The sequence below is a fragment of the Leptospira langatensis genome (assembly GCF_004770615.1).
In the GTDB taxonomy this organism is placed as follows: domain Bacteria; phylum Spirochaetota; class Leptospiria; order Leptospirales; family Leptospiraceae; genus Leptospira_B; species Leptospira_B langatensis.
In genome coordinates this window covers 126,018-142,638 of the sequence record NZ_RQER01000001.1, presented here as the reverse complement: position 1 = coordinate 142,638, position 16,621 = coordinate 126,018, and the positions used below count along the sequence as shown (strand labels likewise).

Genomic DNA, 16,621 nt, shown 5'->3' with positions numbered 1-16,621 from the left:
ATTATCGGACCAGTTTCATATAGAAATCCGCCAAAGCCTCCGGTAAGTGAGTGGGATTTGGAAGGATCTTATAAGAACTGAGACCTAACATAGTTGGCAAATATCTTTTGGACTGCCTATCGATTGCCAAAGCGAATAGGCCGATATTTGCCACCTCGCATTCGCGGATTGCCTGCTTTACATCCTCTATTCCGTATTTTCCTTCGTATCGATCGTAATCGTTCGGTTTTCCGTCCGTTAAAAGTAAGATCCATCGTCTGGAGGTGGCTTCCTTACGGATCTGAGAGAGCCCATGTCGGATTGCAGGACCAATGCGCGTATAACCGTTCGATTGCATGGCCCCGATTCTATCCCTTGCTTTTTCCCAACTTTCATCGAATCCTTTCACTGAAAAATAATCGCAATGATTTCTGGTCCGAGATGAGAAGGAGTCCATTTGGAATCGATCTCCGAACTCGGAGCATATTTGTCCGAACAGAAGCAGGGAAATCTTCTCTACATCCAGGATCCTCTGGTTGTCCACATAGGAGTCCGTCGAGAGACTCGTATCGGTTAGGACCAAAATAGAAACTTCTCTCAATTTTTTTCTTTTGGAGAGATACACGTTTTCGGAAGGAATATGACCCGATCTGATATCCGTGTGGAAATCGAGAAGCGCGTCCAAATCCAATTCTTCTCCTTCCGATTGTCGATGGATCGCCATTCTTTCATTTGCAAATCGATTCAATCTAGACCGCATCAAGTTGAGAGTGGAAAAATATTCTCGGAAGACATTCGAAGTAAACTGAGGGTCCTTCTCGATCAACTTCTTCGGATACACACTGCAATAATCGATCCTATATTTTCGTTTTCCGAAATCCCATTCGTCGTATCGGACCGGCTTTTCTTCCGAAAGGATCTCATTGCTCTCCGCTATCCCAAAACCGGATAGGAATTCGGTATGAAATACGGAATGGGTCGGCTCGTCCGAACGCACAGTATCTCTAAGATCCAATTCTTGGAGGGCTTCCTTTTGTTCCTCTAGACTATCTGTTCCGTCAAAATCTCTCCAAGTTCCGGAGAATTCTTCAATGGTATCTACTTTCTCGAATTGATGCTGTAGAGTATAGTCTTGTTGTGACTTTTGATCCACTTCCAATGTACGGATCTTCTCTCTAGCAATTCCGGAGAGCTCCGTTAGGATCTCTTCTTTCTGTGACTTAGTAGCCTTTGTCTTTAAATCGCGAGGCCCGGATCCTTGGATAGAAGGAGACATCCATATCCCATGCAAGAAAGAAAGATCCTCGTCTCCATTCTTTACATGTCCGTTTAATCTTCTAAATCCAATCTCGTTTGCTATCACCGAATCAAATAACTCATTCGCGCCAGGATAAGAATTTCTCAGATTTTCCAGGAGGAAGGAGTGGTTTTCTAAGGCTTTTTGCAGAGATTCCGTGCGAGTTCTTTCTTCTCCTGGCTTCCAGTTCAATCCTAAACGTTTCTGTTCGGACAGATACAGGATCCTATATATATAAAAATGAATATTCTCTTCTACTTTAGATCCTGCAGAATATTCGCTTGGTAGGAAGAATACATTATTCTGAAAACCACCTTCTCTCTCTGCGGAAAAGATCTCTATATTCTCTCCCGTCAGGGACTTGGCCAGAATGGAAAGTCGATCCTTGACCGAGGACAAATGTACTTTTCTTTTCTCTAATATAGGTTTCTTCTCTTCCGAGAATACTTTTTGGACCGATCTATAGACATGTTTGAATAAGAATTCGTCCCAACCCATTTGCCTATATCATCAAGGAAACAATATCCTTGAGAGCCTGGACGGTATCCCTATCATCCGAAAGAGGTTGCACGATGGCAACTTCGCAAGCAAGACGAGAAGGTAGTCCGCTTACGATCAATTTCGCAGCGTCCACTAAGAGACGAGTAGAGCAGGATTCTATCAAACCCAACTCGGTCAGATTGCGGATCTTTTGCCCTAGTTTGACTAATTTACCGGCAACGGAAGAAGTGGCTCCCGTCTCCGCAACCAAGATCTCTTCCTCCACTTCCGAGTTTGGATAATCGAATTGAAGAGAGATAAATCTCTGGCGAGTAGAGGGTTTGAGTTCCTTCCAACCTCTTTGGTATCCTGGATTATAGGAGGCAACTAGCAAAAAAGATTCGGGTGCCGATACACTTTCGTTCTTTCGATCTAAATAGATCTCTCTTCTATAATCCGTCAAAGGATGGATGGCTACAAGAACGTCGGGTCTTGCCTCTGCAATTTCATCCACATATAAGATGGCGCCCATGCGGACACTTCGAGTCAAGGGACCGTCCTGCCATACGGTTTCGGAACCCTTGATCAGAAATCTACCAAGCAGATCCACGGCAGAAGTTTCTTCATGACAAGAAACAGACACCAGAGGCAATCCCAATCGAGCCGCCATAAATTCTACGAAACGGGACTTTCCGGATCCTGTCGGTCCTTTTAGAAGAACAGGAAGTTTCTTCTTATGAGCATGCTCGAAAACATCTATCTCATTTCCCGTGCTTTTATAGTACGGGAGTTTTCCCGTACTATTTTGTTCGGATGCGGTCTCCAAATACTTCAAGATCTACCCGAAAGATGAATATCTCCCGAGGAAGTCTCCGCCCCTAATGCTTCGTCCGTAGGAGTCCCAAATTTAATGAAGTTCCAGATGAAAGCGAAGATCCCAGAGGTAAAAACGAGTGCAGCAAGTATGAGCCCAAGAAAATGCACTTGGATCTCTTTTTGTACCGTGAGAAAATCCAATCCGAATTTTCTCTCCAAGTAAACTTGCGCGATCCCAGCCACGGCAAATGCCCCGGTCATTCCAAGCATTCCTATATTAGAAGCCCAGAATGCGAAGAGTCCGATGGAATTATTCCACAACTTGCGCCCAGTGAGCAAAGGCATGGAGTACGTAACGATCGCAAGAACGATCATCGCATACGCGCCCCAGAATGCCAAGTGTCCATGCATCGCAGTGATCAAAGTACCGTGAGTGTATAGGTTCACCTGAGGAAGAGTATGTGCAAATCCCAAGAATCCCGCTCCTACGAAAGACATGATCGCACTTCCAATCGTCCAGTAAAGGGAGATCGTATTGGGGTGGTTCCTTCCGCTCCTTCTGTACATGGAGACGGCGAACATAGCCATGGCCAAGAATGCTAAAGGCTCTAACATGGAGAAAAATCCTCCGACCCATTTCCAATATTCAGGAACCCCGATATAGTAATAATGGTGACCCGTTCCCAAGATACCGGAAAGAAACGTTAAGCCCACGATCACATACAACCACTTCTCGATCACCTCGCGATCGACTCCAGTTAACTTAATGAGAAGGAAGGAAAGGATGCCTCCCATGATCAATTCCCAAACTCCTTCTACCCAAAGATGAACGACCCACCAACGGAAATAAGAATCCACAGTTTGACTGTTGAACTCTATCATGCCAGGCAAGTACAACAATGCTGCGGAGAAGAGCCCGAAATACAAGACCATGCCGGTGGTTGTATGCCTTTTCCCTTTCCAAACAGTCATTCCTATATTAAAAAGGAATAATAGCACGTTCACGACTACCAGATAATCCAGAGGCCTTGGGATCTCTAAGAATTTCCTTCCTTCCCAAACATTAAAATGGAATCCTATGATCGAGACCACACCGACTACGATCAAAGAGATCAATTGTATATAAGCCAGTCGGACCGAATAGATCTCACTTTCGGATTCTTCAGGAATGATATAATGGGCGGCCCCCATGAATCCGGTCAAAAGCCAAACCACTAATAGATTCGTATGAGTTGCTCTTGCGGCATTAAAAGGGATCCAGTCGTGCAAACCGTCGAATCCCATTCGAGCAAAACCCATAATGAATCCGTATATCAATTGCAAGGATAAGAGCAACATACAAGTTGCGAAGAACCAATAGGCTATTTTTTGAGATTTATATTTCATGATCGCACTCTTTATCTAGTATTTGTAATATCTATTTTAGTTGGGAGAGATAGGTAGACAGGTCTTTGATCTCCGAATCACTTAGAGGCAATTTAGGCATAGCAGTCCCAGGCTTTACCTTCTGCGGGTCTCTGAGCCAATTCTCCAAATACGCCAGATCAAACTTCTTACCAACAGTATCGAGTGCAGGGCCGACATTTCCCCCCGCTCCGCCTACTGCGTGACATGCCACACAGATCTGTTTGAATTTTTCAGGCTGTGCGATAGAAACCGCATTCGCACTTACGGTTTGGGTGGTAGGTTTGAATTCAGGTTTAGGAGGAAAACCCTTAAGATCCAGTTCTCCATTCCATTTCAAGAAGGCGATCAGATCCCCAATTTGAGCCTCGGTAAAATCGTATTTCACCATTTTCCTTTCTCCAGGATACATGGCCTGAGGATCTTTCAAAAAGACTCGGATCCATTCCGGCCCTCTTCTCTCGTAAACCTTAGTCAACTCAGGCGCGTAATACGCTCCTTCCCCTAGGATCGTATGGCAACCCATACAATTGTTCTTTTCCCAGATCGCTTTGCCTCTGATCACCTCGTCGCTTAAGGTCTTTGCGGAAGGGTTCGCATAGACATATTTTAACGAATCGTACGTTAGAAATAAGAATATGGCGGAAAATATAAATGTCCCTATAAGGAAAAATAATTTTGCCTGAAACTTTGTGAGCATTGTTTCTTCCTTTTGCGAAATTAAGCAGGCTAAGTATTGCCAACTTACAAAAAGCCGGAGGAAGTCTGACATTTATCAGAAAATTTGTCCTTGATATGGATCAATTATGATGCAAAAATTCCGGAAAATATAAATATAAAGTTAGATTGTCTAGATACTTTTATGATGAATGCTACGGTAGTCGATCCTTGGTCCGAGATCCGTCGAGAGTTCGAAAATGAAATTCGCTCCATAGGGATCCCTAAAAAATTTCGTAAGGGTGAATTGATATTCGAAGAAAAAAAACCTTATCAAGGATTTTTTGAAATTATATCAGGAATGTTTAAAGTGTTCTCCTTAAACCAAGACGGGAAAGAGGCCATACTGAAAGTATTCTCTCCTGGAGAATTGATCGCATCCCATCCCATTTTCCAATCCAAGGAGCCCTGCATTTATCCCGGATTTTGCGAGGCCTTAAAAGACGGAGAATTGATCTACTACCCTAGAAAGGAATTCGTATCCTTCTTAACGGAGAACAATCGAGCACTCTTTCTGTTTTCTTCCGCAGTAGTAGAACATCTGAATTATTTTCGTAAGAAGATGATGGAGAATCTATTCTTATCCGTAAAAGACAGGATCGTGACCTTCTTATTGGAATCCGGAGCAGACCAAGGATTTGTATCCTTGCCTGTTACAAAATACCAGTTAGCCTCACTCATAGGCACCACTCCCGAATCGGTAAGCAGAGCATTCCGCTCCCTTATAGAAGATTGCCTCATTGAGGAAAAGGGCTCTTCCTATCATGTACTTAGAAAATCGAATTGAATGAGAGTGATTGAACCAGAGTTGAGATTTCTCATTCCTTCCTAAGCAATTCGATTTGACTCTTTCGAGGAGCGCTCTTTTTTGGAGATGAGGAAATCTTGGCGATCTTATTCCATTTATTCGATCCGATCCGAAGTTTTTTTGCACCTTCTTTTAAGATCTATTGGCTCTATCTCCTTAGCTCCGGAATCATCACTTGCTTCTTCTTGCTTTGGCAAAAGATCACAAAGAAAGACTTTCGTTATGCGGAATATACGGATCGGAATCTGTCCAAAAAGATCTGGCTTCATCCTTCTGCAATTTTGGATTATAAATACTTTTTCGTAAATACGATCCTGTTCGCATTGTACTTCGGATACTTTGTGCTATCGACTACAACTGTCTCCGCCTTCGTAAGCAACCATCTCAATTCCTGGTTTGGAAGATCCGATCTTGGTTCGCCTTCCGGATATTCCTTTCTTATTCTCTATTCGATCCTTTTCTGGTTAGCAAACGATTTCGGAAGATTCTTGGCCCATCTTCTATTACATAGAACCTTCTTATGGGAATTTCACAAATTGCATCATTCTGCGGAAGTTCTAAATCCTTTGACTGTCTATCGGGTACATCCTGTAGAAGGGATCTTAGTGAATTCTTTGGGAGCTTTATTTTCAGGGATCGTAACCGGGATCGCAGTGTTTCTTTTCCCGAACGGGATCCGGATGATCACCTTCTTAGGAGTGAACGCTGGGATCTTTATATTCAATCTTTACGCAAATCTCCGACATTCCCATATCGATATCCGGTTTCCCAAATGGCTCAGTCATATTCTATTAAGTCCGGCCCAGCACCAGATCCATCACAGTACGGATATCCGTTTACAGAATAAGAATATAGGTGTTACATTCGCTTTTTGGGATATTCTTTCGGGGAGTTTGTACATTCCAAGCGAAGAAGAAAATCGAAATCTAGTTTTCGGACTCAACGAGGACGAGAAGGAGAAAGAAGAATTCAAGAGCCTGGTATGGATCTATCTTTTGCCATTTAAGAAATTGTTAATAGATGCGCCGGTGAAGAAATTCTTCCGTAAACCGAAAACTCGCTAAAACAAAACCTTACTTAAACCGGCGTCTTGCAAATTTTTGCATTTCCAAAGAACAAATTGAAAAGCAAAAACCTTACATGCATGCAAGAAGAAAAATCTGAGATCCAAAGAACCCTAGTTTAAGATTTCTGTAAAATTTGGCAGAACATACAATGGAGAAAATCCTCCTCCCGGAGTCCTAAAATTCGTGGTCTGCCCTTGGTACAATCTGCTAGCTAAAAGAAGGATCTCATCTTGATAAATGTAAGCTCTAATGTCCATCTTTAGCTCTTCCTCTTTTCCTGACAAAGAAGTAGTCCGAACCGAAGGGGGCACGAATTCCTGCATCACATAATTCCCGGAAAGGATCTCTTGGAATTTATTCTTCGTTAACTTTCCTCCGTAATAAGCCGCCTTACTACCAAACCCTTCTTTCGGTTTGAAAAAATAATCCTTTCTATTCTTCCAAATTTCATCCGACTTCGCTTCAATGAGCGGCATTGTCTTTGGAACAGAAGAACTTAATATTTCAATATCTTCCGGATCCAATCCCTCCCCTTTTAAAAAATCCGCATCCGAGAATACGGAAAGATTTTCTTTATTAGCGAAAAGATCGTAGTCCATAGGATTGGGTGTGACAACTACCGCTTCAGCAATCCAAGCCAGCTTGATATTCCTATATTTCGGATCGGAAAAATGGAAATCCGTTAGTCGATTATAAATCAAATCGATCTTTCGATTCTCAAAGAAAAGACTGCCATCTATCAACTGAATCTGTTCCGGAGAAAGGATCTCACATCCAATTCCTTTAGATACAAATAGTTCTTTGAAGAAAACAAATTCAGGGTAGAGATACTGCTTAGTGGGTTCTTCATCTATGATTGCGATAAGACTCGGAGTCCCAGAGCGACCGGAGGTATTCCATTCCTCTATGAAAATCGAATAGAATTTGTCTTTTAGTCTCTCTAGTTCGGACTCATTAGGAAGAGTCATAGCAACTGCTTTACAACATCTCACCTGAGCCTGTAAAAGTTTCCATTGAAGAAAGGCCCCTCCTGCATTCGTATTTATTTCAATTAGCTTCGGACCTTTAGAAGTGAGATGAAAATCCATACTCATAAAAACGCCGCCACTGACTGTTTCGTTCCTCTTTGACTCGGAGTATCCCTTTAAAAACTTATTTCGAATAGAGGCCAATTGAACCGCTTTTCGTATGGCTCTCAAAACATTACTCATCTGCTTCAGTTCCGATGTGGAAATGAAGGAAGGGGTCTCGGAGTAGAATTTACTGGACTGTTCCTCTGGAACAGAAGAGATCCAATCTATCCCTCTTTCTATCCGATTCTTATCCAGTGTAGAACAAGAGCAGTTTTCATTTAGATAATTCGCCAGGACAATATCCATATTCATGAGCTGTTCCACCTAAACCTGTTTTACATTAGACAATGCAAATAGCATTTCGCGACCAATCTCTTCGCAAGTTCTTATGTATTCTTGGATTGGGTCCGCAGAGGAGTCGAATTCTTTTGGATCGGAGTAAGGTAGGCTAATCCTTGCAAATGCTCCAGGGACGAACGGGCAAGCTTCATCTGCCGAAGAACAAACCATTACTGCTATGAATTTTCTTTTTGAAGTCACGGCGCCGGAATACAATTTAGAATAGGCAGTAACGGGGATCATTTTACTCTTATAGCTAATCCAATATTTAGGATTCGGTTCTTTGGTTCCTTCGACATCTACCTTGAATCCGATTTGCTCCAAAGCTATTGCTGAATTATGATGTAAAGCGGTAACTTCCGTTCCACCAGAATACGCACCTATTCCAGATACTCCTAAATATTCTGCGGAGGCTAACATAAGCAATTGAGCGATCTGACTTCTTCTGGAGTTATGAGTGCAAACGAAAACCATTTCGGATAAGTTATTCATTGCCAAAGACGATTTCATAGACTCGGAAAATTGAAGTAGTATCCTTTTACGATCTTGATCGATCAGAGAATATTCGGCTTCTCTTTCTTGGAGAAACCGCTTTAAAGGTTCGAAAAGATTACTCATCCGGCTTCCTCAACCGAGTAAAATCGGGATCGAAGCATTTTTGCAATTCCTACTAGTAATATTAAAGCCGGGATCTCGATCAGAGGTCCTACAATTCCTACAAACGCCTGGCCTGAAGATATCCCGAAAGTCCCGATCGCAACTGCGATCGCCAATTCAAAATTATTCCCGGCTGCGGTGAACGAAATTGCTGCGTTCCTCGGATAATCTGCCTTTATAAGCAGGCCTAACCCGAAACTAAGAAAGAACATGATTATAAAATAGCTCAAAAGCGGGATTGCAATCTTAAGAATATCGAAAGGCACTAAGAGAAGCGAGTCCCCCTTTAGGCTGAACATAATCATTATGGTTAGCAGAAGAAAAATGAGAGTAACCGGCGAAATGATAGGAAGAAATTTATTCGTCGTCCATTCTTCTCCTTTTATAGAAATACTAAGAGTACGGACAATCCAACCTAAGGCAAAGGGAATCCCAAGATAAATTAATACACTCCCTGCGATGTCCCAATAACGAACTTCAATTTCAAAATTCGAGAATCCAAGGACTCCGGGTAAAATTCCTAAAAAGAAATAAGCGAGACTCCCGTACAGAAATAGTTGAAAGATACTGTTCAAAGCTACAAGCCCTGTGGCTACTTCTCGATCTCCATCTGCCAAATCATTCCAGACTAAAACCATCGCAATACATCGAGCCACCCCGATAAGAATTAACCCAATTCTGTATTCCGGTTGGTCCGGAAAGAAAAGGATAGCCAGCACAAACATTAATGCAGGTCCGATGATCCAATTCAAAATAAGGGAGTAAATAATAAGATCTCTGCGACCAAAAGCCTTTGGAATCCTCTTATAGTTCACCTTTGCTAAAGGAGGAACCATCATAAAAATAAGCCCTATCGCTATCGGGATATTTGTGCCATTCGATTCCGAATTTCTGATCAAGTTCGTAAATTCAGGAAACCATTTGGCTAGCGCTATCCCAACCCCCATAGAAATGAATATCCACAAAGTAAGGTAGCGGTCGATAAAGGAGAGTTTTTTAGGAGAATCCGACATTAATCGCTTTATCGCAATATTACGATTATTGTCAAAGATTTTTTAGCAGGAAATATTCGTTTCCGGATCTTGGGACAAAAGCAGGTCAAAATATTCTCTTATCTCTATCCAAACCTTTTCATTGATACAATAACAAATGGACGGACCTTCGATAGAGCCCTTTATAATACCTGTATCCTTTAAAGCTTTTAAATGCTGAGAAACAGTGGCTTGGGCAAGGTTTAACTCCTCGACTAAGTCACCGCAAATACAGGCCTTCCTCTTCAATATGGATTCTAAAATGGCGATCCTAGCTGGATGCCCTAGAGCTTTGGCATAGGAGGCAATTCTATTCTGCCTTTTATTGAAAAGTTCGGTTTTGGTTATGCCCATAAGAAAGAATCCTTGTTCTGGGAATATTTTTTCAAGGATTAAAAACAGGCGGCGCGATGCGAATTACTGTTTTCCTGGCATGGTTATATAGTCGATAAACTTCGTTTTCATAAATTCATCGATCGGAGCAGAGAACTGGTGATAGACTAAGAAGAAGATCCAATACACCATAGTTGCGGCAACCAGGGTCCTTGCTGCCATATTAGCTACCGTAGAAGAAGCTGTATAATACATGCGAATCACAGTGATCGGCCAGATAAATAGCAGAAAAAAGTAAAATGCTCTAGGCAAGCCGTAGATCCAGCTTAGGATCTCCGCAGGATAGGATTTTGACAATCTTTCGTATGCTTCTTTTAGCTCCGGAAAGAATTGAAAGAAATAGAATACGAAAACGAAGAAGGTCGCGATCTTCCAGATGATCTCTATATCGTTTCGGATCAGGACCAGGGTCAATCCCACGAACCAAAGTAGGAAGATGGGGAATACGATCTGTTGCAATAAACTGGAACCGGCCTGAGCGAGAAACATCAATGGATACTCCTAGAACTATTCTCGGCAGAAAGAGTCTTGGAGACCCATTCTAAACATTGCAGAAAACTTTCGGGGTCCGCTTTTCCGCTACCTGCTATATCGAAAGCGGTCCCATGATCCGGTGAAACACGGATAAAATCCAAGCCTAGGGTCAGATTCACTCCATATTTTCCCTCCCACATCTTGAATGGGATCAGTCCTTGGTCATGATAACAGGCCAAGAAGAGGGAATATTTATGACGAGAAGTCTCACTAAACGCTCCGTCTGCTGACAACGGATCGGACACATTCAGCCCAGCCTTTCTCATCGCAGAGATCATCGGTGCGAGGATCTTCTTCTCTTCGTCCCCGACCTTGCCACCCTCACCTGCATGAGGGTTCAATCCGAGGAATGCGATCCTCTCTTCTTTTTGGATGGGAGCCGAACGGATCGCAGCGATTAAACTAGGAAGATGGATTTTTTTCAAGTAGAAAGGCACCTTCTGCAAAGGCACATGAGTCGTGAGAGGGAGCACATTCAATTCCCTTCCCGCCATCAGCATGTAAGTCGGTCTGGAATATTGATCCGCCAAGTACTCAGTATGTCCTCTGAATCCTTTAACCCCGGATTTCAAGACCCACTCCTTGCTCAAAGGAAGTGTGATCAGATTGCCTTTCCGTTTCTTTTGTAGTTCCACTCCCAGCGCTAAGGAGGAAAAGGCGGCCTTTCCGGAGATCTCCGAAGGCTTTCCGATCTCTAAGGTCTTCTCTTCGGAAGAAGTGAGGCCTCTACCTCTATAAACATAGAGACCGGGTTCGGAGAGTTTTGTAGGTTCTTCGACATCTTTCCAGCCTGGATAAGAAACGAATGAGTTGGAACTGATTAAGAGGAAGATTTTTTCCCGGGAATGAGCAGCTAGCTTCTCCCGAGATAGATTTACGATTTCAGGGCCAATCCCGCAAGGATCTCCTTCTGTGATAAGGATCGGAACCACGGCCCTAGGACGTCTGGAAGATCAAGCTTCCTTGGCGGCAGTTTGTTTTCCGAAGAGTTTTTCCAAGGTCAAAGAATCTTTTGCATATTCTAATTCGATATGATCCTTGTTGGAATGCTTCAGATCGCTGGAAATAATGCAACGTCCTTCGAGGACCACTCCGTTTTGGATGATCAACTCCGGAGTGCGGATATCTCCTAAGATCCTAGAAGTGGGAAGAAGCATCACTCTGTTTCGAGCGGTGATATTTCCGATCACGATGCCTTCTATAATAACGCTGGCTGCAGTAATATTCGTGCGAACCTTTCCGGAAGCTCCGATGTACAATTGCTCCGCTTGCAGAGATTTACCTTCGAACTTTCCATCAATCTTTAAGGATCCATTGATGAAAAACTTACCGTTGAAGTAGGAGTTTTCGCCGATTGTGGAGTTTGTAACTTCGGAGGAGTTCTTAACAAGTGCCATGAATTCTGAATCCTATATCCTCGGATCGATCCGATCCGGTGTAAACACTAAATAAAACGCCCCCTGGGCTTAGGAAAAGGAATTTTTTAGTCTCGGCTTGGTTTTTGAGTTAGGCCGAATTCTATTTCAATGTTTGATATTGGGAACATTGATCCGATCCAGGACTTCTCCGGTGAATTCTTTGAATTCCTCCAGAGCCTCCGGGATGGACTTTCCTTCCAACTCAACCGCTTTCTCGAACCGAGGATTGAAGGTGATATTGTCTTCTAAATTCATGATCACTCCTCCCCCTGCCTTGAATTCTCCCAAGACCTTGGTCAGGAACTCGTTGAATTTCTGGAACATCTCGAATGCTTCTGCGATAAAGATCCTGGTCTGCTTGTTCTTCATCCGGCTCAGCTGCTCCCGAAAGTCCTGCTTTTCGGCGGCTTGGTATTCCTCGATCGTCTCGGTGAGCACCTTGATATTGCGTCGGATATTCTCCATATGCTTTACCACTCCGTCCTTCTCGTTTCCATGAGAGAAGTCGAAGCGGATATGGGTTTCATTCAGGATCGGAAGATATTCTCTATCTAGAACATTGATCCAAGTCCCGATCTGGTTCACTTCCGTATCGTTCGAGTTGGGAGAGATCTTCATGATCGGATACTTGGCCAGGATCCGTCCTGCCGCGTCCGGATTTTCTCGGAACATTCGGATCTGCTCTGCCGCATTTTCCAAGTTGTCGGGAATTCCTTCCGGAGAGATCTCCCGCATTCTGTTTTTGTATTTTTCCAGGTCCCTCGTCACCCGATATCTCTGCTCGTCGTTCTTGGACAGGCGGAGTATCTTCTCCAATTGCTGGATCATCTTTTGATGACGTTGGAGTTCCAGAATTTGTTCTTGGGTGATTGCCATGTGGGTTACTTGTACTACTGATCTTAGAAAATCGATCTTCTCTGGGCAAGAAAATTATCTTTGGCAGTAGGGATCCTAGCTCTTCTTCTTGTATCGATCCAAAACCAATCGTAAGAAGTCGGACTGAGGGAATTTATAGACCAAGGACTCCATGAGCTGCACTCCCTCTTCTACCCTTCCCGTTTCCAAGAAGGAGATCGCCTTTAGATACACGAGCTCAGGCGTATATTGGAAGCGCCCGGTCAAAGAAAGTCTCTCCTGGAAGGCTGCAAACTTCTTGTCCTTGAATTCTTGGACTGCGATCGCTCTTTCCACTAAATAAGAACTGGATGCCTTGGCTCTGAGAGAGAGCATCTCCGCATCTAACTCGCCTGCCAAGGTGGAATTCCAAAGAACGAGAAGCTCGAAGGGCCTAAGAGTATAGGACATTCCTTGGGACTTCAAAACATTAAATCGATCGAATAAGGATTCATCCGTTCCTTCTTGGATGGAATCCCGAAGAGTCTCAGAGAGTTCTTCTCTTCCATTCTTCTTCTTTTCTTCCGCGACCCAAGAGGACAAACGATCTCTGGAAACGCATTTCTTCAGTAAGAAGAATCTCTCGAGGATAGAATGCGTAGGATCGAAATGCTCTAAGAAGGATCTGATCTCGGTGGGTTCGAATTCTTCTATACGTCTAGAGATCATCGCATCTAACACACGAACATTGCGGATCCCCTCCTTCTTCTCCTTAAAATAATAGAACGCTAAACCTAAGAGGTCCGGCTCTTGAGAAGAAATGACCAAGTCGTACAATTCATTCTGCTCTTCCGGACTAAGACCGTCTTTCTTATGATGATACGAAAGCCTTTCCTTTGCACTCAGATCTTCCGTAGAAAGCTGCTCTCCCGGGATTAGATCCAGGAAGTAAAGTAACCTTCTTCCTAGTTTTGCTTCTTGCAGATCCGATCCGAAGGAACCCAAAAGTTCATGGTATTCTTGGATCCGTTCCTCACATAATAAAAAGGCGGAGCATAAGAAGAATAGCTCAGGATCCCAAACCAGATCTCCTTTCAGTTCATCCAGTAGTTCCTGGAAGAATAAACGAAGAAGTTTCTCTTCTCTCTCCGTAATTCCATCTTCTCGGATCCAATCGATCCTAGGGGAATGAAATCTGAATTTTCCGAACAGATCGGATCGAAAGCATTCATTCGGCTTAAGATGAGTGAGAATGCTTCCGCTATAATGGTCGAGGATCTTGGTCTTGATCCGGAGGATCTCCGAAGAACCGGACTTGGAAGGAGTCTTTTTTTTCTCCCAATCCGGATGTCGCAAAGTAATTTCTGGCCATTCCATTTCTGATACCGATATTTGCATAAAGACCCTTTTTGGAGCTAAGCTCTTTAGGCGGATTGAGAGAAGAAGAACCGCATGAAAAAAACGATCCTGGGGTTACTCCCTTTTCTAGTTTTCGGCAGTCTTTACGGGGATGCCGATCTAAAATACCTCATCAAGTCCTATAGTTTGGAAAAAATCAGAAGAATTTTCCGAGAAAAATCCCCTTCTACCGAGTCCGAAGTATACGCTCTTATCCGTTTCCACGAGACACATCCGGACGGGGATCCGAATTCCCGTCTTCGTTATCTAGTCTCTCTTCTGAAAGGAAAGATGGTTGCAGGAGTGAGTAAGGACGATCTGCACCAACTCATCCAAAATCCTCTTCCACCTTTCAACTCTGTGACCAAGGTAACTTTCTGGAAATTGTACGAGGAAATGGTAAAACGAAAAAGCCTAGGTCCTCACGATCTCATCTCCTATTTAAAGAAAATGCCTCCGGAGTTCGATCCGGTTTATAAAAACGTAATTGTCGAGATCCTGAGGATCTATTACGAGACCGGGGAATTCAAAGAGGCAAAAGAATACGCGGAAAGTTTCCAGGAGAAGGATAAGAAGGAATACTTCGGAGCCATGGCCTATTATCGCTATGCCAAGGCATTGTACAAATTCGGAGAGACCCAAAAGGGAGAAGATCTCTTATACGCCCTCATGGACGACGCAAATGTTCCTTCTTATGTGAAGAAAGACATCCATTCCGATCTGGAAAGCTGGAAAGGAGAATCCTTCTATAAACATATCTCCGTGGAAAAGGCGGTGCTTTTCCTTCCCTTCTTATCTAAGGACGAAAAGAAATCCTTTCTTTCTTCTCAGCAATTCTTTAGCTCCCAAAGATTCGAAAGACCCGAAAGCTGGAAGGCCGCCGCAAGAGCCCTGGTTTCGCTGTATCCGGAACGTTTGCCTGCACTTTTCCACAAGCATAGGAATTTTGCGGAATATTTTCCGGAGTTTACCGCTGCCATGTCGGTGGAATTGTCCAACCAAAGTTTAGGTCGTTTAGGACTGGATCTATTAGAAAAATCGAATCTACCCTCTTCAGAGGCTGTGGAATATGCGTATGCGAGAGCCTATAAGAAGTTAGGAGATAGGGACAGGTATTTCAATCGCCTTCTATCTTCTCTGGAAAAGAACCCGTACAATCTGATCCGGCAGGATGAGCTCATCGATCTTCTCATTGGAGACCAATCCCATTTCTTAGAGGAGAATTATTGGAAAGAATCTCTTCGTAGGATACCCAATCTCCCCGTAAAAGGAAGATTGGTCTATTGGTATCTTCGAAATCTCAAGTCCAAAGGAAAACAGGAAGAACTGACTCTTTGGCTCAAGACCTATTATCGTTATATTCCGGGATCTTATTATACGAGAGTGATCCGAGAGGAATTCCAATCCGAGATCTCCGCAATCCCGCAACCGGACAATGCAGTTTGGAACAAGGATAGCCTATTCGAATATCTTTCCCTGACTTCGGGAGACCCTAAATATTCCGGCAAGATCATGGGCAGAGATCTGGAATTCGCCTATTTTCCGGATTCATTCTCTTTGGATATCCGGATCGACTCCGCTCACGGCAGGATCCGAGGGAACCGTCTATTACAAAATGCTAAAGAATATTTGGAGATCGGAGAGACAGCCTATGCTTCTTCTCTCGTAGACAAATTCGCGCAGCAAAGCGGACTATCCGAAGAAGAAAAGGATGAACTGTTCGCAGCCTTAGGAGAAGTGACCGGGCACCAATACCTAACCGTATTTCATACTAGAAATCTTATGAAAAGAAGAAGGATCCCGGACGATGTGATCCTTCTTCCTTCCAAACTGGCGTCTAGGATCTATCCTAGGCCACATAGGGATCTGGTCTCCCATTCTTCCCAATCCTTCGGAATAGACGAGGATATTATTTACGCGGTAATGAGACAGGAGTCCTTCTTTAAAGAGAACGCGGTTTCTTCTTCCAATGCGAGAGGGCTGATGCAGATCATGGGCCCCACTGGAAAAGGATTGGCCCATGGACTGGGGCTCGAGTCCTATTCCCTTTTTGATCCGGAAATTTCTATACAAATGGGTGCCAAATTCTTAAAATACCTTCTTTCTTCCAATGAAAACGATCTGAAATGGGCGTCCATCGCCTACAACGGAGGTCCAGGCAATCTTAGAAAATGGAAGAGGAACCATTATCACGGAGATTTTAATCATTTCCTGGAGGAACTTCCCTCCAAAGAGTCCCGTGATTATTGCAGGATCGTAACGTCGAACTATTATAATTACCAAAGTTTGAGGCAGTACAAAAACCGCTAGGCGAAGCTACTATATCCTTTTTTTTGGATTGTCTAGATTTTCAGATCCATAGGATAGTACTAAGGA

16 protein-coding genes are annotated in these 16,621 nt (G+C 43.4%); 3 read left to right on the top strand and 13 right to left on the bottom strand.

Features of this window, described 5'->3' with window-relative positions:
- Position 1 precedes the first annotated feature (1 nt).
- The 4 genes from EHO57_RS00570 to EHO57_RS00555 are packed head-to-tail and all read right to left on the bottom strand — an operon-like array spanning position 2 to position 4,676.
- Positions 2-1,774 carry a nitric oxide reductase activation protein NorD gene (locus tag EHO57_RS00570; RefSeq protein WP_135646845.1) on the bottom strand — a complete coding sequence of 591 codons (1,773 nt, stop codon included), beginning with the start codon at positions 1,772-1,774 and terminating at the stop codon, positions 2-4.
- Between the two features lie 4 nt (positions 1,775-1,778).
- Entirely contained in the window at positions 1,779-2,591 is an 813-nt protein-coding gene (locus EHO57_RS00565) for a CbbQ/NirQ/NorQ/GpvN family protein (protein WP_281283343.1), read from the bottom strand.
- Positions 2,588-3,958, bottom strand: coding sequence for a cbb3-type cytochrome c oxidase subunit I (locus EHO57_RS00560; RefSeq protein WP_135646843.1), 1,371 nt, complete (start codon positions 3,956-3,958; stop codon positions 2,588-2,590). Before EHO57_RS00560 ends, EHO57_RS00565 begins: the two co-directional genes overlap by 4 nt.
- A gap of 31 nt (positions 3,959-3,989) precedes the next feature.
- The gene (locus EHO57_RS00555; RefSeq protein WP_135646842.1) at positions 3,990-4,676 is read right to left on the bottom strand and encodes a c-type cytochrome; all 687 of its coding nucleotides are present in this window, start codon (positions 4,674-4,676) and stop codon (positions 3,990-3,992) included.
- 162 nt (positions 4,677-4,838) lie between these two features.
- Here EHO57_RS00555 and EHO57_RS00550 point away from each other — a divergent pair, with 162 nt between their 5' ends.
- Both EHO57_RS00550 and EHO57_RS00545 read left to right on the top strand, forming a co-directional pair.
- The gene (locus EHO57_RS00550) at positions 4,839-5,480 is read left to right on the top strand and encodes a Crp/Fnr family transcriptional regulator (RefSeq protein ID WP_135646841.1); all 642 of its coding nucleotides are present in this window, start codon (positions 4,839-4,841) and stop codon (positions 5,478-5,480) included.
- 98 nt (positions 5,481-5,578) lie between these two features.
- A complete protein-coding gene (locus EHO57_RS00545; RefSeq protein ID WP_246050426.1) occupies positions 5,579-6,565 on the top strand; it encodes a sterol desaturase family protein in 987 nt (328 codons plus the stop codon).
- 113 nt (positions 6,566-6,678) lie between these two features.
- On the opposite strand, the gene EHO57_RS00540 is transcribed toward EHO57_RS00545, so the two are convergent.
- From EHO57_RS00540 to EHO57_RS00500, 9 genes are all read right to left on the bottom strand, one after another.
- Positions 6,679-7,953, bottom strand: coding sequence for a circularly permuted ATPgrasp domain protein (locus EHO57_RS00540; RefSeq protein ID WP_246050424.1), 1,275 nt, complete (start codon positions 7,951-7,953; stop codon positions 6,679-6,681).
- A gap of 12 nt (positions 7,954-7,965) precedes the next feature.
- On the bottom strand, positions 7,966-8,598 hold the full coding sequence (locus tag EHO57_RS00535; protein ID WP_135646839.1) for a low molecular weight phosphatase family protein: 633 nt from the start codon (positions 8,596-8,598) through the stop codon (positions 7,966-7,968).
- On the bottom strand, positions 8,595-9,650 hold the full coding sequence (arsB, locus tag EHO57_RS00530) for an ACR3 family arsenite efflux transporter (protein WP_135646838.1): 1,056 nt from the start codon (positions 9,648-9,650) through the stop codon (positions 8,595-8,597). Before arsB ends, EHO57_RS00535 begins: the two co-directional genes overlap by 4 nt.
- 42 nt (positions 9,651-9,692) lie before the next feature.
- Positions 9,693-10,022, bottom strand: coding sequence for an ArsR/SmtB family transcription factor (locus EHO57_RS00525; RefSeq protein ID WP_135646837.1), 330 nt, complete (start codon positions 10,020-10,022; stop codon positions 9,693-9,695).
- A 63-nt stretch (positions 10,023-10,085) separates the two neighbouring features.
- Positions 10,086-10,550 (bottom strand): hypothetical protein, encoded by a 465-nt coding sequence (locus EHO57_RS00520; protein WP_135646836.1) that lies wholly within the window; start codon positions 10,548-10,550, stop codon positions 10,086-10,088.
- Positions 10,550-11,527, bottom strand: coding sequence for a PdxA family dehydrogenase (locus EHO57_RS00515; protein WP_135646835.1), 978 nt, complete (start codon positions 11,525-11,527; stop codon positions 10,550-10,552). The genes EHO57_RS00520 and EHO57_RS00515 overlap by 1 nt, the downstream gene beginning before the upstream one ends.
- Positions 11,528-11,548: 21 nt before the next feature.
- Positions 11,549-11,992 (bottom strand): bactofilin family protein, encoded by a 444-nt coding sequence (locus EHO57_RS00510; protein ID WP_135646834.1) that lies wholly within the window; start codon positions 11,990-11,992, stop codon positions 11,549-11,551.
- A 126-nt stretch (positions 11,993-12,118) separates the two neighbouring features.
- Entirely contained in the window at positions 12,119-12,889 is a 771-nt protein-coding gene (locus EHO57_RS00505) for a hypothetical protein (RefSeq protein WP_135646833.1), read from the bottom strand.
- Between the two features lie 75 nt (positions 12,890-12,964).
- A complete protein-coding gene (locus tag EHO57_RS00500) occupies positions 12,965-14,224 on the bottom strand; it encodes a hypothetical protein (RefSeq protein WP_246050422.1) in 1,260 nt (419 codons plus the stop codon).
- A gap of 75 nt (positions 14,225-14,299) precedes the next feature.
- Between EHO57_RS00500 and EHO57_RS00495 the strand changes: the two genes are divergently transcribed.
- Complete coding sequence (locus tag EHO57_RS00495; RefSeq protein ID WP_135646831.1) at positions 14,300-16,555, top strand: lytic transglycosylase domain-containing protein; 2,256 nt, start codon at positions 14,300-14,302, stop codon at positions 16,553-16,555.
- Positions 16,556-16,621: the final 66 nt, after the last annotated feature.